Origin of the sequence: Streptomyces sp. NPDC001407, from assembly GCF_042895325.1 — a bacterium.
Classification (GTDB): domain Bacteria; phylum Actinomycetota; class Actinomycetes; order Streptomycetales; family Streptomycetaceae; genus Streptomyces.
The window spans coordinates 159485-184959 of record NZ_JBIAWF010000001.1; the positions used below are offsets into that span (position 1 = coordinate 159485).

Below are 25475 nucleotides of genomic sequence, written 5' to 3' on the forward strand. Positions count from 1 at the left end.
CCGGGCGCGTGGATATACCTGTGGAGCGGGGGGAACGTCCCGTTGTCCCGGCGGGGTTCTCAGGCAAGCGGGCTGCGCCGTCTACAGCAGGTGCGTGAGTGCGGAATACGCCACGCGTACAGCGGGCGCTCCGGCGGCCGGGTGACTCTACGGCTTCCGCGGTGGCCGCGGGCACCGCGCTACCCCGTCCGGCCGCCGCCTATCCCCTTTCGGCACATTGCACACGATCGGCCCAACGGGGAGACTGCCTACGGGTGACGGGGTGCCGACCGTCCTCCCCACGCGGTGTCACGGGAACTACGCACCGGTAGGTCCCACGGGACGGGCATGCTCGCCAGGTGCCGATGGGAAAGCTCCAACGGTACGCAGTGAAGTCACCGCCCCCGCCCCGTCGTCCACGGCTTTGCCTCTGCCGCATTTCCTCCGCATCCACCCGGGTGAACGCGGGCAGAAGCAGTCATGCCCGCGCCCGGCCGACGACCGGCGGAGCCGATAGAAAGAACAGAACCGCCAGACCTCCCGATTCCGTCGAACCTCCAGGTGATCTCATGATCGGTCGCATCCCCGTCCTGGACCTCGGCCCGCTCGTGGACTGCGGCCGCAGACCGGTCAAGGCCGTGGCGGGCGAGTCCTTCCAGGTGACCGCCACCGTCTTCCGCGAGGGCCATGACGCGGTGGGCGCCAATGTGGTGCTGCGGGGGCCCGCGGGCCGGTCCGGTCCGTGGACGCCGATGCGGGAGCTCGCGCCGGGCACCGACCGCTGGGGCGCCGAGGTCACCCCGGACGCGGAGGGCCGCTGGACGTACGCGGTGGAGGCGTGGAGCGATCCGGTGGAGACCTGGCGGCACCAGGCCCGGATCAAGATCCCGGCCGGGATCGACTCCGAACTGGTCCTGGAGGAGGGGGCGCTGCTGTTCGAGCGGGCCGCCGCCGGGGTGCCGAAGAACGACGGCCGCGAGGCCGTGCTCGCCGCCGTCGACGGCCTGCGCGACACCGGCCGCGCACCCGCCGGGCGGCTCGCCGCCGCGCTGGCCCCCGACGTCACCGCCGCCCTGGCCGCGTACCCCCTGCGCGAGCTGGTCAGCAGCAGCCGGCCGGTGCCCGTCCTCGTCGAGCGCGAACGGGCGCTGTCCGGCTCGTGGTACGAGCTGTTCCCCCGCTCCGAGGGCGCGCGGCTGCCCCAGGACGGGCCACCGGTCAGCGGCACCTTCCGGACGGCGGCCGAGCGGCTCCCGGCGGTCGCGGCCATGGGCTTCGACGTGGTCTACCTCCCGCCGGTGCACCCCATCGGCACCGCCTTCCGCAAGGGCCCCAACAACGGCCTCACCGCGGGCCCGTACGACGTGGGCAGCCCCTGGGCGATCGGCTCCGCGGACGGCGGGCACGACGCCCTCCACCCGGACCTCGGCACCTTCGAGGACTTCGACCACTTCGTGGCGCGGGCGCGCGAGCTGCGCATGGAGGTGGCGCTCGACTTCGCGCTCCAGTGCTCCCCGGACCACCCCTGGGTGGACAAGCACCCCGAGTGGTTCCACCATCGCGCGGACGGCTCCATCGCGTACGCCGAGAACCCGCCGAAGAAGTACCAGGACATCTATCCGCTGGCCTTCGACGCGGACTTCGACGGGCTCGTCCGGGAGACGCTGCGGGTGCTGCGCTTCTGGATGGCGCGCGGGATCCGGATCTTCCGGGTCGACAATCCGCACACCAAGCCGGTGTCGTTCTGGGAGAAGGTCATCGGCGAGGTGGGCCGCACGGATCCCGATGTGGTGTTCCTGGCCGAGGCGTTCACCCGGCCCGCCATGATGCGCACGCTCGGGGCGATCGGCTTCCAGCAGTCGTACACCTACTTCACCTGGCGCAACTCCAAGCAGGAGCTCACCGACTACGTCACCGAGCTCGCGGGGGACGCGAGCGCGGCGTGCATGCGGCCGAACTTCTTCGTCAACACCCCCGACATCCTGCACGCCTATCTCCAGGACGGCGGCCGCGCGGCGTTCGAGATCCGGGCCGTGCTCGCCGCGACGCTCTCCCCCTCCTGGGGTGTCTACGCCGGTTACGAGCTGTGCGAGAACACCCCCGTGCGGGCGGGCAGCGAGGAGTATCTGGACTCCGAGAAGTATCAGCTGCGGCCACGGGACTGGGCCGCGGCGGAGCGCGAGGGGCGCAGCCTCGCGCCGTTGCTCACCGCGCTCAACCGGCTGCGGCGGCGTCAGCCCGCCCTGCGCCGGCTGCGCAACGTGCGTTTCCATGACGCCGACAACGACGCCGTCATCGCCTATTCCAAGCGGGTCGGCGGCCCTGGCGGCTCCTGTGTGCTGACGGTCGTCAACCTCGACCCCCACCACACCCAGGAGGCCACGGTCTCGTTGAACATGCCGGAACTCGGCCTCGAATGGCACGAGTCCGTCCCGGTGCGCGACGAGCTCACCGGAGAGACCTATCACTGGGGCAGGGACAACTATGTGCGCCTGGAGCCGGGCCGTTCCATCGCGCCCGCGCACGTGTTCTCGCTGCGACCGTCCTCACCGATCGGAGGGTCACCCACACCATGATCGTCAACGAGCCCGTCCCCGACACATTCGAGGACACACCCGCGAAGGATCTGGATCCGGACTGGTTCAAGCGCGCCGTCTTCTACGAGGTGCTCGTCCGGTCGTTCCAGGACAGCGACGGCGACGGCATCGGCGACCTCAAGGGTCTGACGGCCAAGCTGGACTATCTGCAGTGGCTGGGCGTCGACTGCCTGTGGCTGCCGCCGTTCTTCCAGTCCCCGCTGCGCGACGGCGGCTACGACGTCTCGGACTACACCTCGGTGCTGCCCGAGTTCGGTGACCTCGCCGACTTCGTGGAGTTCGTGGACGCGGCGCACCAGCGCGGCATGCGCGTCATCATCGATTTTGTCATGAACCATACGAGCGATCAGCACGAGTGGTTCCAGCAGTCCCGCGCGGATCCCGACGGCCCCTACGGCGACTACTACGTCTGGGCCGACGACGACAAGCAGTACCAGGGCGCGCGGATCATCTTCGTGGACACCGAGTCCTCGAACTGGACCTTCGACCCGGTCCGCAAGCAGTATTACTGGCACCGCTTCTTCTCCCACCAGCCGGACCTCAACTACGAGAACCCGGCCGTGCAGGAGGAGATCCTGGCCGCGCTGCGGTTCTGGCTGGACCTCGGCATCGACGGCTTCCGGCTCGACGCCGTGCCCTATCTCTTCGCCGAGGAGGGCACCAACTGCGAGAACCTGCCGCGCAGCCACGAGTTCCTCAAGCGCGTGCGGGCCGAGATCGACGCGCACTACCCCGACACCGTGCTGCTGGCCGAGGCCAATCAGTGGCCCGAGGACGTCGTCGACTACTTCGGCGACTACAGCACCGGCGGCGACGAGTGCCACATGGCCTTCCACTTCCCCGTGATGCCGCGCATCTTCATGGCCGTACGGCGGGAATCCCGCTACCCGGTCTCGGAAATCCTGGCCAAGACCCCGGCCATTCCCTCGCGCTGCCAGTGGGGCATCTTCCTCCGCAACCACGACGAGCTCACGCTCGAGATGGTCACGGACGAGGAACGCGACTACATGTACGCGGAGTACGCCAAGGACCCGCGGATGCGCGCCAACATCGGCATCCGGCGCCGGCTGGCCCCGCTGCTCGACAACGACCGCAATCAGATCGAGCTGTTCACCGCGCTCCTGCTGTCGCTGCCCGGTTCGCCGATCCTCTACTACGGCGACGAGATCGGCATGGGCGACAACATCTGGCTCGGCGACCGCGACGGCGTGCGCACGCCGATGCAGTGGACGCCGGACCGCAACGCGGGCTTCTCCTCCTGCGATCCGGGGCGGCTGTACCTGCCGACCATCATGGACCCGGTCTACGGCTATCAGGTCACCAACGTCGAGGCGGCGATGAGCAGCCCGTCCTCGCTGCTGCACTGGACGCGGCGGATGATCGAGATCCGCAAGCAGAACCCGGCCTTCGGACTCGGCTCGTACACCGAGCTGTCCTCCAGCAATCCGGCGGTGCTGGCCTTCCTGCGCGAGGTGCGGGTGCCGGGGCAGCGGGACGACGACCTGGTCCTGTGCGTGAACAATTTCTCGCGCTTCGCACAGCCGACCGAGCTCGATCTGCGGGCCTTCAACGGCAGGCATCCGGTCGAGCTCATCGGCGGGGTGCGCTTCCCGGCCATCGGGGAGCTGCCCTACCTGCTGACCCTCGCGGGTCACGGCTTCTACTGGTTCCGGCTGCGGCAGAGCGCGCCTCCGCCGCCGGGGCACTGAGCCGTGCCCGTGCGCGCCCGGGCCCGATCGGGCGCGCACGGGCGGTTTTCCCCCGCGAAGCCTGGGAACCCTCACTACTACGCACGGGCCGGACCGAACTGATCGACACCGATCGATATTGATCGACAACTGATCGGTAGCCCATCGATTCCGCCGCCGAGGCCCCCGGGGCCGACCGCACGCACCGCACCGATCGCACGCACCGAACGCAGGGGGCCACCCGTGGCCGCCGGGGCTGACCGTACGGACGATCCTCGCCCGACACGTCCCGCACCGCACACCGGTCAAAGCCGCAATCCGGGACACTTTGCGCAATCTGTCGTGTGCCCGGGGAAAGGACGCGACGCCATGTCGGACGCTGCACCGTCCCACCGCGGGACCACCCGCCGGGGGACGACCCCCGGACCCCTGTTGTCCTCGGTCCGTGCCGCCTCGGCGAACGCCGCGCAGCCGACGGACGCCGAGGCGGGACTGCTGAGTTCCCTGGTGCCGCTGCTCGCCGAGTGGCTGCCCCGGCAGCGGTGGTTCGCGGGCAAGGGCCGTCCGATCACCGGTTTCACCCTCGTCACGGCGACCGAGCTGCTCCCGCACGTCCCCGGCACCACGGCACCCGGCCTGCTGCACCTGCTCGTCCGGGCCCACCAGACCGGCTCCCCCACGGCCCGGCCCGGCCCCCTCGACGCCCCGGCCCCGGCCGTGCACACGGGCACCGACGACTGCTATCAACTCCTGCTCGGCGTCCAGGACGTGCTGCCGCCCCACCTGGCCGGCACGCTCATCGGCCGCCCCTCCGGCGGCCCCCTGCACGGTCGCACCGTCTACGAGGGCCTCGCCGACCCCCGGCTCGCCGCCCTCCTCCTGGAGCGGATGCGGACGCCCGGCCGGCTCGGGCCGCTGCGCTTCACGCGCGAGGAGGGCGCCGTCATCCCCGCCGGACTGACCCCCAGGCTGCTCACCGCCGAACAGTCCAACTCCTCGGTCATCTACGGCGAAACGTATATCCTCAAGCTCTTCCGTCGCGTCTGCCCCGGCACCAACCCCGACCTCGAGCTGCCCCGCGCGCTCGCCGCCCGCGGCTGCAACCGGGTCCCGCCGCCCGCCGCGTGGTTCGAGGCCGAGCCGCCCGGCCCGGACACCGACGCCATGACGCTCGGCGTCCTCCAGCCCTATCTCCCCGGTTCCGCCGACGGCTGGCAGCTCGCGCTGAGCGCCCTCGCCGTACGGGCCGACTTCACCGCCTCCGCGCGCGCACTCGGGCACGCCACGGCCGAGGTGCACGGCGCGCTCGCCGAAGCGCTGCCCACCGTCGTCCTGCGCCGCCCCCAGCTGGAACACCTCGCCGCCGCGATGACCCGCCGCCTGGACGCCGCCGCCGACGCCGTGCCCGCCCTGCGCCCCTACCGGGCCGCGCTGCGTGCCGCGTACGACGAACTCGCCGCGCTCGGCCGGGCCGGGCGCACCTGGCACGCCCAGCGCATCCACGGCGACCTGCACCTGGGCCAGGCGCTGCGCACCGCCGAGGACGGCCGCTGGGCGCTCATCGACTTCGAGGGCGAGCCCGCCCGCCCGCTGGCCGAGCGCTGCCGGCCGCAGCCCGCGGCCCGGGACGTCGCGGGCATGCTGCGCTCCTTCGACTACGCGGCCGCGGTCGGGCGCGCGAGCGGCGGCACCTGGGCCGCGCGGGCCCGCGCGGCCTTCTGCGAGGGCTACGCCACCGTGCGCGGCGACCCCCGCGAGGACCCCGAACTGCTGCGCGCCCACGAGACGGACAAGGCCGTCTACGAAGTCCTCTACGAGGCCCGCCACCGCCCGGACTGGCTGCCGGTGCCGATGGCGGCGATCCGCCGACTGGCGGATTCCCCGGCCGCGGGCGAGGCTGTCCCGAGAGCGGCCGTGGCGGACGAAGGCGTCACCGGACCCGTGCCGGGGAACGGGGCGCCCGCATGACGAACCGGAGCCCGGCACCACCGATCCGCCCTCCGGCCGCCGCCGGGGGAAGCCCGAGGAGGACCGCCCCGTGACCGCTCGTCCGCCGTCCAGCAGCCCCTCGCCCGAGCCGGGAGCGGGCCGCCCCGCCCGCCCGGCCGGGATCCCGGCCACGTTCCTCCCGGGCCGGTCCCGCCCGGGAGCCGTACCGGACGGGGCCACCCGAGCGGCTTCCGGTGGCGGTCCCGACAGGTCCGGTACGGGCGAAGGCCCGGCCCCGAGCGCGGCCCCGGGCCGCGAAACCGGCACGACTCGCACGGGCGACGACCCGGCGGCGAACGCCGGCGGCCGGGCGACCTCGGGCGACGAGCCTGGCAACGCTCGCACGGGCAGCAGCCCGGCCCTGGGCACGAGCGGCAGCCCCGGCGTGAGCGCGGCCTCAGGCCGCGGGCGCGGCAAGGCCCGTAGGGGCAGCCGTGCGGCCACGGGCGCGAGCCGTCAGGCGACCTCGGGCGACGCCCCCGGTAGCAGCCGTACAGCCGGCGGCCCGGTCTCGGGCGGCAGCCCCGCCGCAGCGGTGGGCGTGCGGCCCGCCGAGCCGCTCGGGGACGAGGACCGCGGGCGGCTGCTGCACGGCGCCCACCACGACCCGCACGCGCTGCTGGGCGCGCACACCGCGCCGGGCGGCGTCGCGTTCCGGGCGCTGCGCCCGTTCGCCCGTTCGGTGGAAGTCGTCGCCGAAGGTCTGCGGGCCGCGCTCTACGACGAAGGCGACGGCCTCTTCGCGGGGGTCGTGCCCCTCCGGGAGATCCCCGCCTACCGCCTGCTGGTGACGTACGAGGACGCGGAGGTGGAGGTCCACGACCCGTACCGCTTCCTGCCGGCGCTCGGCGAGCTGGATCTGCACCTGATCCGCGAGGGGCGGCACGAGGAGCTGTGGCGGGCGCTGGGCGCGGAGCCCATGACCCACGAGGGCGTCCCCGGCACCCGCTTCAGCGTGTGGGCACCCAACGCGCAGGGCGTGCAGGTGGTCGGGGACTTCAACTACTGGGACGGCACGGGCCATCCGATGCGCTCGCTGGGCGGTGCGGGGGTGTGGGAGCTCTTCGTGCCGGACCTCGGCGAGGGCGCGCTCTACAAGTTCCTGATCACCCGGCCCGACGGCTCGCACACGATGCGCGCGGACCCCATGGCCCGGCGCACCGAGGCGCCCCCGGCCAACGCCTCGATCGTGCATGCCTCGCACCACGTCTGGACGGACGGCCCGTGGATGGAGCGGCGCGGCGAGCGGCCGGTGCACGAGGCCCCGTTCTCCGTCTACGAGCTGCACCTGGCCTCCTGGCGGCCGGGGCTGAACTACCGGCAGCTCGCCGAGCAACTGCCCGCGTACGTCAAGGACCTCGGCTTCACGCACGTCGAGCTGATGCCGGTGGCGGAGCACCCCTTCGGCGGCTCGTGGGGCTATCAGGTCACGGGGTTCTACGCGCCGACGGCCCGGCTGGGCACGCCGGACGACTTCAAGTTCCTGATCGACGCGCTGCACCGGGCGGGCATCGGGGTGCTGATGGACTGGGTGCCCGCGCACTTCCCGCGCGACGACTGGGCGCTGGCGGAGTTCGACGGGCGTCCGCTGTACGAGCACGGGGACCCGGCGCGGGCCGCGCACCCGGACTGGGGCACGCTGGAGTTCGACTACGGCCGCACGGAGGTCCGCAACTTCCTGGTGGCGAACGCCGTCTACTGGTGCCAGGAGTTCCACATCGACGGGCTGCGCGTGGACGCCGTGGCCTCGATGCTCTACCTCGACTACTCCCGCGAGGAGGGCCAGTGGACGCCCAACGTCCACGGCGGGCGGGAGAACCTCGACGCGGTGGCCTTCCTCCAGGAGATGAACGCGACCGTCTACCGCCGCTGCCCCGGGGTCGTCACCATCGCCGAGGAGTCCACCGCCTGGGACGGCGTCACCCGCGCGACCCACCACGTGGGCCCGGGCGGCTTCGGCGGCCTGGGATTCGGCCTGAAGTGGAACATGGGCTGGATGCACGACTCCCTGGTCTACGTCTCCAAGGAGCCGGTCCACCGGAAGTACCACCACGGTGAGATGACCTTCTCCATGATCTACGCCTACAGCGAGAACTACGTGCTGCCCATCTCGCACGACGAGGTGGTGCACGGCAAGCGCTCACTGGTCTCGAAGATGCCGGGCGACTGGTGGCAGCAGCGCGCCAACCACCGCGCCTACCTCGGCTTCATGTGGGCCCACCCCGGCAAGCAACTCCTCTTCATGGGCCAGGAGTTCGCCCAGGGCGCGGAGTGGTCCGAGGGGCACGGCCCGGACTGGTGGCTGCTCGACCCCTCGTACTCCGCGGAGGCCGACCACCGGGGCGTACGCGACCTGGTGCGCGACCTCAACCGCGTCTACCTCGACACGCCCGCGCTGTGGCAGCGCGACACCGCGCCCGAGGGCTTCGAGTGGGTGGTCGGCGACGCGAGCGAGGACAACGTCTTCGCCTTCCTCCGCTACGACGCGTCCGGCTCGCCCCTGCTCGCCGTCTCCAACTTCTCCCCCGTGGTGCGGCACCACTATCCCCTGGGCGTACCGGCCCGGCCTGCGGCCTGGGTGGAGGTGCTCAACACGGATGCGGAGCGGTACGGGGGCGGCGGGGTGGTCTCCCCGGACCCCGTCAAGACGGAGGTTACGCGGCATCATGGGCGGCCGGCGAGCGTGACGGTGACACTGCCGCCGCTGGCGACGGTGTGGTGGCGGGGGGTGTAGGGGGGCGCCCCCCTACACCCCCGGCTGCGGGTGGGTCAGCGCCTGCGGCGGGCTTTGTTCCCCTACCCCGCCCCTTCCCGAAACTGGGGGCAAGCCCCCAGACCCCCTGACCGCGCTTCGCGCGGTGTCCTCAAACTCCCCCAGCTACCTCCCCCAGACTCCGTCCGGGGGTGCCCCCAGAGGTGCCCCCAACGGGCTGGATGTGCTGGCTAGGGTCCGCACCATCCAGCCCGTCCGGCGTTTGAGGACGCTCCCCCAGACTTCGTCCGGGGGGACCCCCAGCAGGGCGCTCCCGCCGCAGGCGGCGAACCGGCCCGCAGCTCGGGGTCTGGGGCAGCGCCCCAGTTTCGGGAAGGGGCGGGGTAGGGGAACAAAGCGCCGCAGGCGCACAGAAACGGCGGTGCCCCGCACCCCCGGCAAGAGATACGAGGCACCGCAAAAACCTCAAACCCTCTCGTCCACCTTCGCCTCAGCCGGCGCCTCGGCCGCAGCCGAAGAGCCCCGCCGCGGCAGCAGCACCGCCACCACAACCGTCCCGACCCCAAGGATCACCGCACCCACCACACTCGTATGGGCGACAGAATCCGCGAAAGCCTTGTGCACGGCCTCGACCACCGACTGAGCCTGCTGCGCGCCGAGCGCGGCCGCCTTCTCCGCACCGACCTTCGGGGCCGCACCGGCCGCGACCTGCTTGCCGGCCTCCTTGGCGACGGCCAGGCCCGCGCCGACCGAGTCCTGCGCGGCGGAGAGCGCCTTTTCCGGGAGCTTGGGGCCGCCCGCGGCGGCCGTCTTCGCGGCGGCGTCGGCGAGGTTGGAGGAGTAGGTCTTGGCCAGCACCGTGCCGAGGATGGCGATGCCGAGGGAGCCGCCCAGCTCGATGGAGGTGCTGTTGACCGCGCCGCCGACTCCCAGCTTGTCCTCGGGGAAGGAGCCCATGATGGCGTTGGTGCAGGGCGACAGGGACAGGCCGATGGCCAGGCCCAGGATGATCAGCGGCAGGACGAAGTCGTCGTACGTCGAGTTCGCGTCGATGCGGGTGAGCAGCGCGATCGCGACCGTACCGACCGTCATGCCCAGCGCCACGGTGGCCTTCATGCCCGCCTTGGGGGTCAGCAGGGCGGTCAGCGCGCCGCCGACGAAGACGGCACCGGCCAGCGGCAGCATCCGGATGCCCGTGTCGAGCGCGGAGTAGCCGAGGACGAACTGCAGGTGCTGGGTCAGGTAGTAGAACGTGCCGAAGACCGCGAGGAAGAACAGGGCCACGGCCAGCGTGGAGCCCGCGAACGCGCGCTCGGCGAAGCGGCGGACGTCGAGGACCGGGCGCGGGTGGCGCAGTTCCCAGCCGATGAAGGCGAGCAGGCCGAGTCCGGCGACGACGGCCGCGACGATCGCGCTGGTGCCCCAGCCGAAGTGCGGACCCTCGATGATCATGTAGATGAGGGAGCCGACCCAGATGACGGACAGCAGGCCGCCGATGTAGTCGATCCTGTCGACGCCCGACGCCTTGGACGGCGGCACGAGCAGCAGCGCGCCGATGATGCCGATGGCGGCGATCGGCACGTTGATGAGGAACGTCGACGCCCAGCCGTGGTCCTCCAGCAGCGCGCCCGCGACCAGCGGGCCGATGGCGATGGCGAGTCCGGCGGTGGCCGTCCAGATGGTGATGGCCTTCGCGCGCTCCTCGCGCGGGAAGGTCGCGGCGAGCAGCGACAGGGTGGCCGGCATGATCATGGCCGCGCCGACGCCCATGACGGCGCGGGCGGCGATGACGCCGGTGGAGCTGTCGACCAGCGACCCGGCGACGGAGGCCGCGCCGAAGACGAGGAGACCGAGGACGAGCGCCCCGCGGCGGCTGTACTTGTCGCCCACGGCGCCGAGGATCAGCATCAGCGCGGCGTACGGCACGGTGTAGCCGTCGATGACCCACTGCAGGTCCGAGCTGCCCAGGCCGAGGTCCTGGACCATGTCCGGGGCCGCGACCGTCAGGGACGTGTTGGCCATGACGATGATCAGCAGGCTGAGACAGAGGACGCCGAGAGCGGCCCAGCGCCTCTTGTAAGGACCGTTCATCTTGTCGACCGGTGTCGACATCGCGAGGCCCATCGGATCCCCTTTCGTCATCTGCACACCCATGTGCAATTACACACCACTGTGCAATTTACGCCCGTGGACGGCGGTGTGCAAAATGAGGGCCGGGGCCGTGCCGTACGCCCCTCGACCCGAGAAGAGACCCAATGGCCGGGAGAGCGGACGCCAACAGACGCCGCATCATGGACGTCGCCCTCACCGAGCTGTTGCGCGACCCGGACGCGAGCATGGACCAGATCGCCCGCGCGGCCGGGGTCGTCCGGCGCACGGTCTACGGCCACTTCCCCAGCCGCGAGGCGCTGGTGGCGGCCCTCGTCGACGACGCGGCCGAGGCCGTGGGGGCGGCGCACGCCGCGGCCGTGCGCGGCGTCACCGACCCGGCGGAGGCGCTCGCCCGCTCGATCCTCGGCGTCTGGGAGATCGCCGACCGCTATCGCCTGCTGATCTCCCTCGCCCAGCGCAGCGTCACGATGGAGGGCATCCTCAAGCGCCTGGCGCCGGTGCGGCGCGCGGGCGCGGCGCAGCTGCGCCGTGGGCTGAAGGAGGGCCGCTTCGTCTCCCCGCTGCCGCCGGACGCGCTCATGTACGTACGCGAGCAGGTGATCTTCGGCCTGATGCAGGCCGTCAACGACGGCATCCTGCCCCCGGAGGAGGCGGGCCGCTCGGCGGCGGTCACGGCACTGACGGCTTCGGGCCTGCCCGCGGCCGAGGCGGCCGAGCTGGTGGCCCGCCTGCCGTGACCCCTCTCTTTGCCTTTACCTTTCCTTTGCGATTTGATGGCCTCTGCTTTCCCTGACGTCGAAGGAACCTCCGTGCAGCGCACCCGCAAGACCCTGTCCGCCCTGGCCGTCGCCGGCTCCGCACTGGCCCTCGCCGCGTGCGGCGCCGCCGAGGAGAAGGTGACCGAGAGCGTCGACAAGGCGGTCAAGGAGACCTACGAGGTGACGTACGAGATCGCCGGGTCCGGCACCGCCTCCGTCGACTTCAACGCGGGCAAGGGCACGGCGAGGGAGCCGCAGCTGGAGACCGTCGCGGACGCCGGGCTGCCCTGGAAGAAGACGGTCACCCTCAAGGGCATCGCCGCCCCCACGGTCCAGGCCACCGGCACGGCGGACGGCGCGGAGGTGACCTGCCGGATCACCCACAAGGGCAAGGTCCTCAAGTCCGCGACATCGAAGGACGCCTCGACGCCGGCGTCCTGCGTGGCGGTCTCCCCGATCGCCTGAGGACGGGCGAGCGGCCCGGTCAGCCGGTGGCGGCCGGCGTCGGGCCCGCCATCCGTTCGCTGATCCACTGGATCGGGCCGCGGCCCAGGTTGGGGGCGTACGACGCGCCGTCGTGCTTGCCGCCCTCTATGACGTGCAGATAGGTGTGGACGGGCCCTTTCCCGTAAGTGGCGATGAAATCGCGGACGTTGGGCAGCGTCTTCCTGTTGCTCTCCCGGGTGCCGACCTGGAAGGCGAGATAGACGTCCGGCCCCTTGGCGGCGATCAGCCGCTTCGCGAGCACTTCGGGGTCGTTCTCCCGCATCTCCTTCTCATGGCCGCGCCACAGGGGGGAGTCGGGCACGATGTCCGGGCCGTTGGCTATGACGGCCTTGAAGGTGTCCGGATGCTTCAGCACAGCCTTCAGGCCCGCGAAGCCACCGGTGGAGGACCCCATGAAGGCCCAGCCGTCACGCGACTTCAGGGTGCGGAAATTCGCCCTCATGAAGTCCGGGACGTCCTCGGTGAGCCAGGTGCCCATCTTCGGCTGGCCGGGTATGTCACTGCCGTCCCAGTAGATTCCCTTGTCGTCCGGCCCCGGATTGAGCACCGGCATGGCCAGCAGGAACGGCCGGCTCTTGCCCTCCTCGTACCACTGGGCGATGTTCTCCTGGAGCCTGAAGCCGCCCATCCAGTAATTGGTGCCGTATCCGGGACCGCCGGGCAGGGCGATCAGCACCGGGAAACCGCTCCGCGCGAACTTCCGCTCGTCCGTGTATTCCTTGGGCGCCCACACCCACACCTTGCCCTTGAACCCGGATTTCCTTCCGTCGAGCGTGACGACGCTGATGTGGGTGCCGTCGTCCAGCGTCCGCACGTTCGCGAACTCCGCGGCCGGACCGGTCGGCATCAGCGTCCCCGCGTCCGCGGGCGGCGCGCTCCGCTCCTCGGCCGCGCCGTAGGTGACGGGATCCCCCTTGTCCGTGAAGGGCGGTATCTCGAAGTAGCTCATGGCGAGCCACGCGATCAGCCCGGCCGCGACCACGGACGCCACCCCGACGAGCCCGCGTCGGGCGCGCGACGCCCGGCGGCGGCCCCGGCTGACGTACACCACATACCCATGAACACACGGATTCCGCGCACGCGCCCGCGCTCCCCGGCATCCGGGGGATGCCGGGGAGGGGATGCCCGGACGGCTCAGACCTCGTCTCGCATCAGCCTCAGGTACACCACCGAGAAGAGCGCCCCCACCAGCAGCAGGAGCAGGGCGATCGCCGTGCCGTAGCCGATCAGGGACTTCAGGAACGCCTGGTCGTACATGAACACCGGCAGCGTCTGGCTGCGGTCGCCGGGCCCGCCGCGCGTCATCGCCCAGATGAGGCCGAAGACCGACAGCGTCTGGAGCGTGTTGAGCATCAGATTGGTGGCGATCGAGCGGCGGATCATCGGCAGCGTGATGTGCCAGAACCGCCGTGGTCCGCTGGCGCCGTCGACCTCCGCCGCCTCCGTGATGTCGCGCGGGATCTCGGACAGGGCGGCGGAGTAGACGAGCATGGAGAAGGCGGTGCCGCGCCACACGTTCGCGAAGGAGACGGCGAGGATCGGCAGGGTGAACAGCCAGTTCTGGGTAGGCAGATGGAGCCAGTCGAGGACGGCGTTCAGGGTGCCGCGGCGGTTGAAGAAGGTGTAGAGCAGGAAGCCCGCCACGATCTCCGGGAGCACCCACGCCCCGATCACGATCGAGCCGGTCAGCGCGCGTACGGGCCGCGACGCCCGGCGCATCAGCGCCGCGAGCGCGAAGCCCAGGGTGTTCTGGCCGACGATCGAGGAGAGCACCGTGAAGACGAAGGTCAGGAACACCGCGTTCCGGAAGGCCTCGTCGGCGAACGCGCGCCGGAAGTTGGCGAGCCCCACGAAGGACGCGGACGCCTGCCCGGTCAACTGGGTGTCGGTGAAGGCCAGATAGACGCAGTACGCGATGGGCCCGGCGAGGAAGAGCAGCAGCAAGGTCGTCGCCGGGGCGATCGGCAGCCACCGGAGCGCCGTCCTCCGACGGTGGCGAAGGCGCGGCGAGGCGGATCCGGCGCCGGTCACCTCAGCGCTCCTCGACGCTCACGCCGGAGATCGACTTCAGCGCCGCGGCGTAGCGCGCCGCGGCCCGCGCGGCCGTGGCGTCGCCCGTGGTGACCGACTCCATGGCCTCGCGGATCGCGCTGGAGATCTGGGGGTAGACCGGCAGCGCGGGCCGGTAGTGGGTGTCCTTGACCAGGCCGGTGAAGAAGCCGACCCCCGGCATCGACGTGAGATAGGCGGAGTCCGCCGCCACGTCGTCCCGCACGGCGATGCCCGCGTCCTTCACGTCCCACTTCACGGCGTTGTCCTTGGTCTGGAGCGTCTCGACGGCCTGCCAGGCCAGATCCGCCTTCCCCGACCTCGCGGTGACCGACCACGCCCAGCCGCCCGACATGCTGACGGCGCCGGGAGCCGCGCCGTGCTGCGTGGGGAAGGGCGCCTGGCCCATCACCTGTGACCACCGCGGCCACGGTTTGCCGCCGGACGGCAGCCAGTTCTTGCCCAGCCAGTTGCCGTCCAGGTCGATGGCGAGCTTGCCCGAGGGGATCCACTCGGTGGCCACGTGGCTGTCGACGTTGGGGTCCAGCGCGTCCGAGGGGTCCGGCCCGAGCTTCTCGGCGTAGACGGTCCGGACGAATTCCAGCGCGTCCTCGAAGCCCCGGCTCCCGGCGATCCACTTCGTCGCGTCCGCGTCGTAGAGCGGGTCCTTCCCGGCCGCGTCCCCCGTCACGGTCCCGTACAGCAGCATCTCGAAGCCCTGCATGGTCGCGGCCTCGCCGGGGCCCTTGCCGGTGTAGACGTTGAGGGGGATCACGCCGGGCAGCGCGCGCTTGAGCGTGCGGGCGGTGTCGAGCACGTCCTGCCAGGTGCGCGGCCGCCAGTCGGTGGGCAGGCCGGCCTTGGCGAAGAGCTCCTTGTTGAACCACAGTCCCCTGGTGTCCGTGCCGTCCGGCACTCCGTAGGTCCTGCCGTCCTCCCCCTTCACCGCGGCCTTCGCGGACGGCGCGAAGCGGGACCAGTCCTTCCAGCCGGACAGCTTGTCGTCCAGCGGTCTCAAATAGCCCGCCTTCACATCCGAGTTGATGACGAACGTGTCCTCGCGCACGATGTCCGGCGCGGTCTTCGCGGACCGCATCATCTGCTGCACCTTGGAGTAGTAGTCGGCCTGCGCGGCCTGTACGGGGATCAGGCGCATCTTCTTGCCCGGGTGCTCCCGCTCGAACTGCTTCCGCACTTCGGCGAGGTAGTCGTCCAGGATGCGGTTCTTGTTGTCGGTGGTGCGCTGGTAGGCGACCTTCACGGTGTCGGGGTCGCTGTGGCTCCCGCCACAGGCGGCGAGGGGCACAAGGGCAAGGACGGTGGTGAGGGCGAGGAGCGCGGGGGTGGTGGGGCGCACGGTACCTCCTACGGGAGGGCGGGGGTTGCGACACGCGTGCGGTGTTTTCCCGCCCCGCCCCTCCCCGAACCGGGCCGCCGCCCCGGACCCAGGTGACGGCGCTAGCCAGACAGCCAGCGGTACCGCAGTTCCGGCCGTCCCACCTGCCCGTACTGCGGGGCGCGGGCCGCGCGGCCCGTGTGGACGAGGTGTTCCAGATAGCGGCGCGCGGTGATCCGCGAGATGCCCAGCGCCGTCGCCGCCGCGCCCGACGACACGCCCTCCGGGCCCGCCTCGCGGATCGCGGCCGTCACCGCCTGGAGCGTGTCCAGGCTCAACCCCTTGGGCAGGGCGGCCGGTTGGGGCGCGCGCAGGGCGGCGAGCGCGCGGTCGACCTCCTCCTGCCCGCTGGCCTCGCCGACCACAGCCCGGAACTCCGCGTAGCGCGCGAGCCGGTCGCGGAGGGTCGCGAAGGTGAACGGCTTCAGGACGTACTGCACGACCCCCAGCGAGACGCCCTCGCGGACCACCGCCAGGTCGCGCGCCGACGTCACCGCGATGACGTCGACGCCGTGCCCGGCGGAACGCAGGGAGCGCACGAGCTGGAAGCCGTGCCCGTCCGGGAGGTAGAGGTCGAGGAGGACGAGGTCGACGGGGGTCCGCTTGAGGAACTGCGAGGCATCGCCCCGCGTGTGCACCACCCCGGCCACGGTGAAGCCGGGCACGCGCCGTACGTACAGCGCGTGCGCGGCGGCGGCGACGGGGTCGTCCTCCACGACGAGTACGCGGATCGGCCGGGCGGCCGGCTGCGGGACGCTCACGAGCGCACCTCCTCCCGTACGGGCAGCGGCAGCCGTACGGTGAACTCCGCTCCCCCGCCCGGCACGTCGGCGACCGCGACCGTGCCGCCGTTGCGCCGGGCCGCCTGCCGCACGAGCGCCAGCCCGAGGCCGCGCCCGTGCACGGCGGTGCCCTGCGCCTGGTCGGCCTTGGTGGTCCAGCCCCGCCGGAAGACCTCGTCCACCGCCTCGGGCGCGACACCGGGGCCGTTGTCGGCGACCCGCATCAGCAGCTCGTCCGCCTCGGCGCGCAGCGTGACGGTGACGCGGGGGCGGCGGCCGGGCCCTTCCGCCGCCTCGTACGGCACCGCCTCCGCCCGGAGGGTCTCGGTGGCCGCGTCCACGGCGTTGTCGAGCAGATTGCCCAGGATCGTGACCAGGTCCCCGGCCGGGAGGCCGGCGGGCAGCAGGCCGTCGTCGACGCGGGTGTCGGGGGCGAGGAGGAGCTCGACGCCGTGCTCGTTGGCCTGGGCCGCCTTGCCGAGGAGGAGCGCGGCGAGCACGGGTTCCGCGACGGCGGCGACGACCTGGTCGGTGAGGGCCTGGGCGAGTTCGAGTTCGGACGTCACGAAGTCGACGGCCTCGTCGGCGCGGCCGAGCTCGATGAGGGACACCACGGCGTGCAGCCGGTTCGCGGCCTCGTGCGCCTGCGAGCGCAGCGCCTCGGCGAAGCCGCGCACGGAGTCCAGCTCGCCCGACAGGGCCTGGAGTTCCGTGTGGTCGCGCAGGGTCACGACCGTGCCGCTGCGCTCCCCGCCCGACACCGGCGAGGTGTTGACGACCACGACGCGGTCGTCGGTCAGGTGCAGTTCGTCCAGGCGCGGCTCGGCCGAGAGCAGGGCGTCGGTGAGCGCGGGCGGCAGGCCCAGCGCGGTGACGCGGCGGCCGATCACCTCGCCGTCCAGGCCGAGGAGTTCCCGTCCCCCGTCGTTGATCAGCGCGATGCGCCGCTGCCCGTCCAGCATCAGCAGCCCCTCGCGCACGGCGTGCAGCGCGGCCTCGTGGTAGTCGTGCATCCGGCCGAGCTCGGTGGCGTTCATGCCGTGGGTGTGGCGGCGCAGCCGGGCGTTGAGGACGTACGTCCCGGCGCCGCCGAGCGCGAGCGCGCCCAGGGCGACGCCGAGCAGCCCGACGAGCTCCCGGCTGACGCCGGCGCTGATCGCGTCGACGGTGATGCCCGCGCTGACGAGGGCGATCACGCGCCGCCCGTCGGTGACGGGCGCGACGGCGCGCACGGAGGGCCCCAGCGTGCCGGTGTACGTCTCGGAGAAGATCCGGCCGTCGAGCGCGGGGCCGGTGTGGCCGAGGAAGCGTTCGCCGATGCGGTCCGGGTCGGGGTGGGTCCAGCGGGTGCCGTCCCGGTCCATGATGGTCACGAAGTCGACGCCGGTGTCGTGGCGCACCCGCTCCGCGTACGGCTGGAGCCCCGCGGCCGGGTCCGCGGCCCGCACCGCGTCCCGCACGGCCGGGGACGCCGCCACGGCCGCCGCGGCCGCGGTCACCTGGCGGCGCGCGGAGTCCTCGGCCTGGCCGCGGTCGGAGGCGTACGCGAAGGCCGCGCAGCCGGCCACCACGACGGCGACCAGCACGGTCTGCGTCGCGAAGAGCCGGCCGGCCAGGCTGTGGGGGCGGCGTATGCGGGGTTTGCGCATGGCGGACAGTCTGACCTGGGCGGGGCCATGAACGTAATGCACGCAAGGGTGACCGCAGTCACATGGGCGTGCATAGTCGCCGGAGCCCCACTCGTCGGGAGAGGGGGCGTTCCGGAGCCGCTACAACGGGAGAGACCCATGGCCACGCAGTCCGCCGCGCAGTCACCGCCCGGCCGCCGTACGGGCGGCGGAGACCGCACGCACTACCTCTACCTCGCGGTGATCGCGGCGGTGCTCGCCGGCATCGCGGTCGGGTTCGCCGCGCCGGGCGTCGCCGTCGAGCTGAAGCCGCTCGGCACCGGCTTCGTCAACCTCATCAAGATGATGATCTCGCCGATCATCTTCTGCACGATCGTGCTGGGTGTCGGTTCGGTGCGCAAGGCGGCCAAGGTCGGCGCGGTCGGCGGCCTCGCGCTCGGCTACTTCCTCGTGATGTCGACCGTCGCCCTCGCTATCGGTCTCGTGGTCGGCAACATCCTGGAGCCGGGCAGCGGGCTGCACCTGACCGAGTCGCTGCGGCACGCGGGCGCGGCGCAGGCCAAGGGCGCGAGCGAGTCGACCGCCGACTTCCTGCTCGGGATCATCCCGACGACGATGGTCTCCGCCTTCACCGGCGGCCAGGTCCTCCAGACGCTGCTGGTGGCGCTCCTCTCCGGCTTCGCGCTCCAGGCGCTGGGCACGGCGGGCGAGCCGGTGCTGCGGGGCATCGGGCACGTCCAGAAGCTCGTCTTCCGCATCCTGTCCATGGTGATGTGGGTGGCGCCGGTGGGCGCGTTCGGCGCGATGGCCGCCGTGGTCGGGGCGACGGGCGTGGACGCGCTCAAGTCGCTCGCCGTCATCATGATCGGCTTCTACACGACCTGTCTGCTCTTCGTGATCGTGGTGCTCGGCACGCTGCTCCGGCTGGTCGCGGGCGTGAACGTCTTCGCCCTGCTGAAGTATCTGGGCCGGGAGTTCCTGCTGATCCTCTCCACCTCCTCCTCGGAGTCCGCGCTGCCGCGCCTGATCGCGAAGATGGAGCACCTGGGCGTCAGCCGCCCGGTCGTCGGCATCACCGTGCCGACGGGCTACTCCTTCAACCTCGACGGCACCGCCATCTATCTGACGATGTCGTCCCTCTTCGTCGCCGAGGCGATGGGACAGCCGCTCTCGGTGGGCCAGCAGGTCTCCCTGCTCCTCTTCATGATCGTCGCGTCGAAGGGCGCGGCGGGCGTGACCGGCGCGGGTCTGGCGACGCTCGCGGGCGGCCTCCAGTCGCACCGCCCCGAACTGGTCGACGGCGTCGGCCTCATCGTCGGCATCGACCGCTTCATGAGCGAGGCCCGCGCGCTGACCAACTTCGCGGGCAACGCGGTCGCGACGATCCTCATCGGCACCTGGACGAAGGAGATCGACAGCGCCCGCTGCCACGAGGTCCTGGGCGGCCGCCTGCCGTTCGACGAGACCTCGCTGGCGGGCGAGGACGACCACGGCGCGCCGGCGCCGGAGCGGCGGGAGGCGGCGGGGGTGTGATCCCCGGCTGTCAGGTGGCGACGGCGCACGCCACGGCGATCGCGCCGCTGCCGACGGCACTCCAGAAGAGCGACTTGAGCAGCCGGTTCTGCACCGCGCGCCCCCTGCGGTGCCCCTCCCCCCGCCAGGCGGCACCGTGCACCAGCTGCGGCCCCGCGAAGCACAGGGCCGTCAACGCGGCCAGCAGCCCGGCGAACCAGCCGATGGCGTCGGTGGCATCGAGCTTGTAGCACATATCGGGAAAACCACATGAGGCGCGGATTTGTTTGCCCGTCGCGTACGCCACGTCGAGCTCGGCGTTGTCCTTCACGGCCTTACCGTCAGCGGACCGGAAGCTCCCGAAGCAGTCGGTGGAGGTGCCGCCACGCGAGGTCTTACTGGTCTCGCACCGCCGCACGGTGAAGGTGCCGTGCGTCCCCAACAGCCCGGAGGCGTGAGCGGAGTTCACCGCGCCGAGCGCGACGACGGTGATCCCGACGACGACGATGAACGCACTGCCGAAACGTATGGTCCCGCTCGAAGCGTCTCTCATGGCCCCTCCTGTGGTGCGGCGCCCAATGTAGGACGCGGGGCGTACGCCTGCGGGGGCGGGGTGTCATGCGCTTCTGTTTGCGGTCGCAGATGGGCGACGGCGTCAACATGGTGACATCACCCGTCCCCCGTAAAACCCGGGAAACGTAGGTCAGTTGAGCACACGGGCCGGTAGTGTCCCCCACGTGATGCATCAGCGCTGAGTCTGACCTCCGGGTCGGCTCGACGGTTCGGGACTCCATCCGGGGGCCTCGGACGGGGTCGGCGCTACCCGCCGCGTCCGAGGTTCCCTCGTGGAGCCTCGCAGTCGGCGAGCTCCGACCTGAGGAAAGGCGCAGTATGACGCGTCACAGGAAGCCGAAGCAGCGGATCGACTGGCAGCGGACGAAGCACCGGGTACAGGCAGTAACCCCTTGGGTAGAACTGCTGGTGGCCATCATCGGGCTCGTCTGGGTGACGATCGGCAGGGTGTGACCGGCGGGGCCTAAACCCATTAGGCCCCGACGATGCACCTATTTCGGCTGCCCGTCGCAGTCATGCGCTACCAGTCTGCGGCGGGCTTCTCCTCACACGGTAGCGCACTGGGCAGTGCGCTGTAGTGGACCTGGATCAGCTGCTCAAGAAGGCCGGTGGTGACGTCATCGCATTCGTGACGATCCGGGTCCGGCGGGAGACCCGCGAGCACCTCGCCGAGCTGGCCGAAGAGCGCGGCATGAGCCTCGGCCGACTGATCGACGCCTTGACCGCGGAGCACCCGACGGCCGTGCAACGCGCCGAGCGGCTCGCGGCCGATCGTGCGGTGACGCGACGCCTGACCGGCGTGGACATCACCGACGAGGAGTTCGACCGGGCGCCTGACGTACTGGGCAATATCCGCAAGATCGCTGCCGAGAAAGCCACCCGGCTTCCGATGAGCAGCGACAGCACGCGTCAGCTCGGGACCCGCGGGGCGAAGCAGGAGCCGGAGTGCCGCCGTGACGGCCCTCGCCCCGGCGCGATCACCCGGTTGGGCCCCGAGTCCATACCCATGGGTACGGACTCGGGGCCCAACCGGCAGGAGCCGAACCGCTATTGCGACCCGATCGATTCCAGCACGTTCAGCCGCGAAGCCCGCCGCGCCGGCCACACCGCCGCCAGGACGCCCACCGCCAGCGCCAGCAGCAGGAAGATCGCGATCCTCGCCCACGGGACGACCATCTCGTACGTGGGGAAGGACGAGCGGAGCAGGTGGCCGCCGGACCAGGCGAGGAAGATGCCTACGCCCACACCCAGCACCGCGCCGAACATCGCGATCATGATGGACTCCAGGCGGACCATCCGCTTGACGCCGGTGCGGGCGAGGCCGATCGCGCGGAGCATGCCGATTTCGCGGGTGCGCTCGAAGACGGACATGGCCAGGGTGTTGACGACGCCGATGACGGCGATGACGACGGCCATGCCGAGCAGCCCGTAGAGCATGTAGAGGACGGAGTCGATGCTGCCCGCGGACGCGCGGCGCAGGTCGTCCTGGCTCTCGACCTTGATGATGGGGTTGCCGCCCATGGCCTTCTTGACCTCGGCGGGGAGCTTGCCGGCCTGGCCGGGGGCCGCCTTGAGGTAGACGGCGTCGTCGCGCACGCGGTCGAGGAGCGGGTCCACGAGGGCGGGGGCGGCGAGGGTATCGACGAGTACGTCGTTCTCGGCGTAGACGGCGACGACGCGCGGCTTCGCGGTGCCGCCGCGGTAGAAGTCCATCGGCAGGGTGGAGCCGATCCTCAGGCCGTGCTTCTCGGCGTACGGCCGGGAGACGGCGACGGTTTCCTTGCCGCGTACGTCGGCGAGGGAGCCGCTGGTCACGTGCAGGTCGGTGATCTCGCCGAGGGCGGCGAGGTCGCCGGTCTGGATGCCCGCGGGCTCGCCGTTCGACTGGAAGCCGGTCATGCGCAGCGGGACCGCGGCCGCGACGCCGGGCCGCTCGGCGAGTGTCTTGGCGACGTCGGGCGAGAGGCCGAGGTAGCTGGTGGAGCTGACCCTGTAGTCGGCCGTGAGGTCCTGCTTGCCCATCCGGTCCACGCCCTGGTTCGCGGAGACCGCGGTCACGGTCAGACCCGTGATCAGGGTGAGGCCGATCATCAGCGCGGAGGCGGTCGCGGCGGTGCGGCGCGGGTTGCGCAGCGCGTTCTCCTTGGCGAGCTTGCCGCTGATGCCGGTCAGCCGGCCGGTCAGCTTGCCGAAGAGGGCGACGAACGGGCGGGAGAGCAGCGGGGCCAGCACGATCACGCCCGCGAGGGTGAGCGCGGAGCCGGCCATGGCGATGGTCAGGCCGCCGCTGTCGCGCAGGGTGGTGACGTGGAGCATGGCGGCCACGCCGAGGCCGGTGAGGACGGCGCCGATGGAGTTGCGTACGACGAGGCCGCGGGGCGCGGGCGCCTGGTCGACGGCGGCCAGGGCCTCGACGGGCGCGATCCGCGCGGCCTTGCGGGAGGGCAGCCAGGCGGCGAGCACGGTCACCAGGAAGCCGACGCCGAGGGCGGACGCGACGGCGGTGGGCTCCACGACCAGGGGCCCGTCGGGGAGTTGGGCGCCGCCCGCGTTGAGCACGGCCCGCAGGCCGACGGCTATGCCGAGGCCGAGGAGGAAGCCCGCCGCGGAGGCGGCCAGACCCAGCAGGCCAGCCTCGATCAGCACGGACCGTACGACCTGACGGCGCGAGGCACCCACCGCGCGCAGCAGCGCGATCTCCCGGGTGCGCTGCGCGATGAGCATGGTGAAGGTGTTGGCGATGATGAAGACACCGACGAAGAGCGAGATCCCGGCAAAGACGAGGAGCGTCTTGCGGATCGAGCTGGTCTCCTGGTCGATGGCCTTGGACTGCTGCGCGGCCAGCTCCTTGCCGCTCTGCGCCTCGAAGCCGGCGGGCAGGGCGGCCTTGACCTCGCGGGTCAGCGCGTTCTGGTCGGCGCCGGGCGCGGCGGAGACGACGAGTTCGCCGAACTCGCCCGGCTTGCCGAAGAGCTTCTGCGCGGTGGCGGTGTCGAAGAGCGCGAGGCTGCCGCCCGCGCCCACCCGCGGGTCGTCCGTCCCGACCGTGCCGACCAGCTTCTTGGTCATGACCGGCCCGTCGATCGCGAACCGCACGGTGTCACCGGGCTTCACGCCGGCCTTCTCCGCGGTCCGGGTGTCGAGGACGATCTCGCCGGCGGAGGCGGGCCCGCGGCCGGACTTCAGCGGATAACGGCTGTCCTTGCCGTCCTTGCCGGGCACGTAGTTGGCGCCGGAGCTGCCCCACTCGCTGCCCGCGGGGTTGTCGTGCTTGTCGGCGACGGTGACGGTGCCGCCCACCGACGGGCGTACGGATGTGACGCCGGGCAGCGCGCGCACCCGCTCGACCACCCGCGCGTCGAGGACACCGTCCTTGGCACCGGTACGGGGCGGGCCGGGGGTCACCGAGACGGCGACGTCGTCGAGGCTCTTGGCCGTCTTGCTGCGGAACGCGCTGCCGACGGAGTCGCTGAAGACGAGCGTGCCGGAGACGAAGGCGGTGCCGAGGAGGACCGCGAGCGCGGTCATCATCAGCCGGGTCTTGTGCGCGAGGAGGTTGCGCAGGGCGGTACGGAACATGGTCGGTCCTGGTCCGGGGAGAAGGCGAGCGGGAGGGTACGGCTGCGTCAGCTCGTACGGCCCTTGGCATCGAACTGCTTCATGCGGTCCAGGACCGCGTCAGCAGTCGGCTCGCGCATCTCGTCGACGATGCGGCCGTCGGCGAGGAAGACCACGCGGTCGGCGTAGGAGGCGGCGACCGGGTCGTGGGTGACCATGACGATCGTCTGCTGGAGGGCGCGCACGGACTCCTGGAGGAAGCCGAGGAGTTCGGCGCCGGAGCGGGAGTCGAGGTTGCCGGTCGGCTCGTCCGCGAAGATGATCTCGGGCTGGGCGGCGAGCGCGCGGGCCACGGCCACGCGCTGCTGCTGGCCGCCGGACAGCTGGCCCGGCCGGTGCGTGAGCCGCCCGGAGAGGCCGACGGTCTCGACGACCATGTTGAGCCACTGGGCCTCCGGCTTACGGCCCGCGATGTCCATGGGCAGGGTGATGTTCTCCAGCGCGGTCAGCGTCGGGAGGAGGTTGAACGCCTGGAAGACAAAACCGATCTTGTCCCGGCGGAGCCTGGTCAGCTGCCGGTCACCGAGCGACGCGAGCTCGACGTCGCCGATCCGCGCTGAACCGGAGGAGACCGAGTCGAGCCCCGCCATGCAGTGCATCAGCGTCGACTTCCCGGACCCGGAAGGCCCCATGATCGCGGTGAACTCACCACGCCGGAACTCCACGGAGACGGCGTCCAGCGCGCGCACCTCGGTCTCGCCCTGCCCGTAGACCTTGCTCAGGCCGGTGGCACTGGCGGCCGCGCGGGCGGGAGTGGCGGCGGGGTGGGCGCCAGTGGGCTGGGCGCCGATGGGGAAAGCGGCCGCGTGCGACACGGGGCTCCTCCGGAGGGGGTCGGTGGGGGTTCTGGGGATGGCCGCAATGGCCGGAATCAACTCCTCCAATTCTGGGTGGCGGGGGTGGGGCGGGCCTCAGCCGTACGGCTCGTTTCTGGGGGTGGTCTGGAGGGTGAGTCGGGTGGGGGGCCGTAGTACCGGAGATGTAGGCGGTCATCCTGAAGGCGGGCGGGCGCCAGCTGGGGCGCGCGGCCCCACCCCGCCCCTTCCCGCCCCGGGGCACGCGCCCCGGCCCCCCGGGTGCGGGTGGGTGGGCGCCTGCGGCGGGCTTTGTTCCCCTACCCCGCCCCTTCCCGGCTGCATCTCATGTGCGGCTCCGCCGCGTGGGGGGCTCCGCCCCAGACCCCGAGCTGCGGGTCCGTTGCCTCCCCCAGCTACCTCCCCCAGACTCCGTCCGGGGGTGCCCCCAACGGGCTGAAAGAAAAGAATGGCGTGCCCGGAAGCCTGGGGCTGCGCCCCAGACCCCACAACACGGCTTCGCCGCGTTGGTCCTCAAACGCCGGACAGGCTGGTTGCTGCCCGGAACGGACCTTCATATCGCCCTCCGGCGGGAGGGGGTGGGGTCGGAGGGTGGGGTTCTGGAACGCGGTGCGTGTATCAGGGCACCCAAAACGCGAGACGGCGCCCGCACCGCGTTCCAGGTCCCCAGCCCGGAGGCGCCCCCCCCCGGCCCCCCCCCCCCCCCCCCCCCCCCGCGCCGGGGGGCGGCCCCCCCCCGCGCCCCCGGCCCCCCCCCCC

The 25475-nt window shown here is 71.9% G+C and carries 18 protein-coding genes; 8 read left to right on the top strand and 10 right to left on the bottom strand.

Features of this window, described 5'->3' with window-relative positions:
• Positions 1-548: 548 nt before the first annotated feature.
• The 4 genes from ACFY1P_RS00710 to glgB all read left to right on the top strand — a co-directional run bounded on the left by ACFY1P_RS00710 (position 549) and on the right by glgB (position 8987).
• Positions 549-2555, top strand: coding sequence for an alpha-1,4-glucan--maltose-1-phosphate maltosyltransferase (locus ACFY1P_RS00710; RefSeq protein ID WP_361530775.1), 2007 nt, complete (start codon positions 549-551; stop codon positions 2553-2555).
• Entirely contained in the window at positions 2552-4285 is a 1734-nt protein-coding gene (gene treS, locus ACFY1P_RS00715) for a maltose alpha-D-glucosyltransferase (RefSeq protein ID WP_361530772.1), read from the top strand. The genes ACFY1P_RS00710 and treS overlap by 4 nt, the downstream gene beginning before the upstream one ends.
• A gap of 348 nt (positions 4286-4633) precedes the next feature.
• The gene (locus tag ACFY1P_RS00720) at positions 4634-6232 is read left to right on the top strand and encodes a maltokinase (RefSeq protein WP_390749262.1); all 1599 of its coding nucleotides are present in this window, start codon (positions 4634-4636) and stop codon (positions 6230-6232) included.
• Between the two features lie 556 nt (positions 6233-6788).
• Complete coding sequence (glgB, locus tag ACFY1P_RS00725) at positions 6789-8987, top strand: 1,4-alpha-glucan branching enzyme (protein ID WP_390749539.1); 2199 nt, start codon at positions 6789-6791, stop codon at positions 8985-8987.
• A gap of 444 nt (positions 8988-9431) precedes the next feature.
• On the opposite strand, the gene ACFY1P_RS00730 is transcribed toward glgB, so the two are convergent.
• On the bottom strand, positions 9432-11090 hold the full coding sequence (locus ACFY1P_RS00730; RefSeq protein WP_390749540.1) for an MFS transporter: 1659 nt from the start codon (positions 11088-11090) through the stop codon (positions 9432-9434).
• Positions 11091-11221: 131 nt separating this feature from the next.
• Between ACFY1P_RS00730 and ACFY1P_RS00735 the strand changes: the two genes are divergently transcribed.
• Positions 11222-11815: a TetR/AcrR family transcriptional regulator gene (locus ACFY1P_RS00735; RefSeq protein WP_390749263.1), complete on the top strand. Its 594-nt coding sequence runs from the start codon at positions 11222-11224 to the stop codon at positions 11813-11815.
• Between the two features lie 72 nt (positions 11816-11887).
• Positions 11888-12301, top strand: coding sequence for an MmpS family transport accessory protein (locus ACFY1P_RS00740; RefSeq protein ID WP_361531030.1), 414 nt, complete (start codon positions 11888-11890; stop codon positions 12299-12301).
• 19 nt (positions 12302-12320) lie between these two features.
• Here ACFY1P_RS00740 and ACFY1P_RS00745 read toward each other — a convergent pair whose 3' ends face one another.
• From ACFY1P_RS00745 to ACFY1P_RS00765, 5 genes are all read right to left on the bottom strand, one after another.
• A complete protein-coding gene (locus ACFY1P_RS00745) occupies positions 12321-13394 on the bottom strand; it encodes an alpha/beta hydrolase (RefSeq protein WP_390749264.1) in 1074 nt (357 codons plus the stop codon).
• Between the two features lie 83 nt (positions 13395-13477).
• Positions 13478-14374 (bottom strand): sugar ABC transporter permease, encoded by an 897-nt coding sequence (locus ACFY1P_RS00750; protein WP_361531024.1) that lies wholly within the window; start codon positions 14372-14374, stop codon positions 13478-13480.
• A gap of 1 nt (position 14375) precedes the next feature.
• Positions 14376-15749, bottom strand: a complete 1374-nt coding sequence (locus tag ACFY1P_RS00755) for an extracellular solute-binding protein (RefSeq protein ID WP_390749265.1) — start codon at positions 15747-15749, stop codon at positions 14376-14378.
• Between the two features lie 101 nt (positions 15750-15850).
• Positions 15851-16549: a response regulator gene (locus tag ACFY1P_RS00760; RefSeq protein ID WP_390749266.1), complete on the bottom strand. Its 699-nt coding sequence runs from the start codon at positions 16547-16549 to the stop codon at positions 15851-15853.
• On the bottom strand, positions 16546-18219 hold the full coding sequence (locus ACFY1P_RS00765) for a sensor histidine kinase (protein ID WP_361531015.1): 1674 nt from the start codon (positions 18217-18219) through the stop codon (positions 16546-16548). The genes ACFY1P_RS00760 and ACFY1P_RS00765 overlap by 4 nt, the downstream gene beginning before the upstream one ends.
• A gap of 138 nt (positions 18220-18357) precedes the next feature.
• Between ACFY1P_RS00765 and ACFY1P_RS00770 the strand changes: the two genes are divergently transcribed.
• Entirely contained in the window at positions 18358-19731 is a 1374-nt protein-coding gene (locus tag ACFY1P_RS00770) for a cation:dicarboxylate symporter family transporter (RefSeq protein ID WP_390749267.1), read from the top strand.
• Positions 19732-19741: 10 nt separating this feature from the next.
• On the opposite strand, the gene ACFY1P_RS00775 is transcribed toward ACFY1P_RS00770, so the two are convergent.
• Positions 19742-20263, bottom strand: a complete 522-nt coding sequence (locus ACFY1P_RS00775) for a hypothetical protein (RefSeq protein ID WP_390749268.1) — start codon at positions 20261-20263, stop codon at positions 19742-19744.
• A 338-nt stretch (positions 20264-20601) separates the two neighbouring features.
• On the opposite strand from ACFY1P_RS00775, the gene ACFY1P_RS00780 reads away from it, so the two are divergent.
• On the top strand, positions 20602-20736 hold the full coding sequence (locus tag ACFY1P_RS00780) for a hypothetical protein (RefSeq protein ID WP_361531006.1): 135 nt from the start codon (positions 20602-20604) through the stop codon (positions 20734-20736).
• 67 nt (positions 20737-20803) lie between these two features.
• Here ACFY1P_RS00780 and ACFY1P_RS00785 read toward each other — a convergent pair whose 3' ends face one another.
• The 3 genes from ACFY1P_RS00785 to ACFY1P_RS00795 all read right to left on the bottom strand — a co-directional run bounded on the left by ACFY1P_RS00785 (position 20804) and on the right by ACFY1P_RS00795 (position 24692).
• Positions 20804-21016, bottom strand: a complete 213-nt coding sequence (locus ACFY1P_RS00785) for a hypothetical protein (RefSeq protein WP_390749269.1) — start codon at positions 21014-21016, stop codon at positions 20804-20806.
• Positions 21017-21330: 314 nt separating this feature from the next.
• On the bottom strand, positions 21331-23862 hold the full coding sequence (locus ACFY1P_RS00790) for an ABC transporter permease (protein WP_390749270.1): 2532 nt from the start codon (positions 23860-23862) through the stop codon (positions 21331-21333).
• Positions 23863-23909: 47 nt separating this feature from the next.
• Positions 23910-24692: an ABC transporter ATP-binding protein gene (locus ACFY1P_RS00795; RefSeq protein WP_361531036.1), complete on the bottom strand. Its 783-nt coding sequence runs from the start codon at positions 24690-24692 to the stop codon at positions 23910-23912.
• Between the last annotated feature and the right edge of the window lie 783 nt (positions 24693-25475).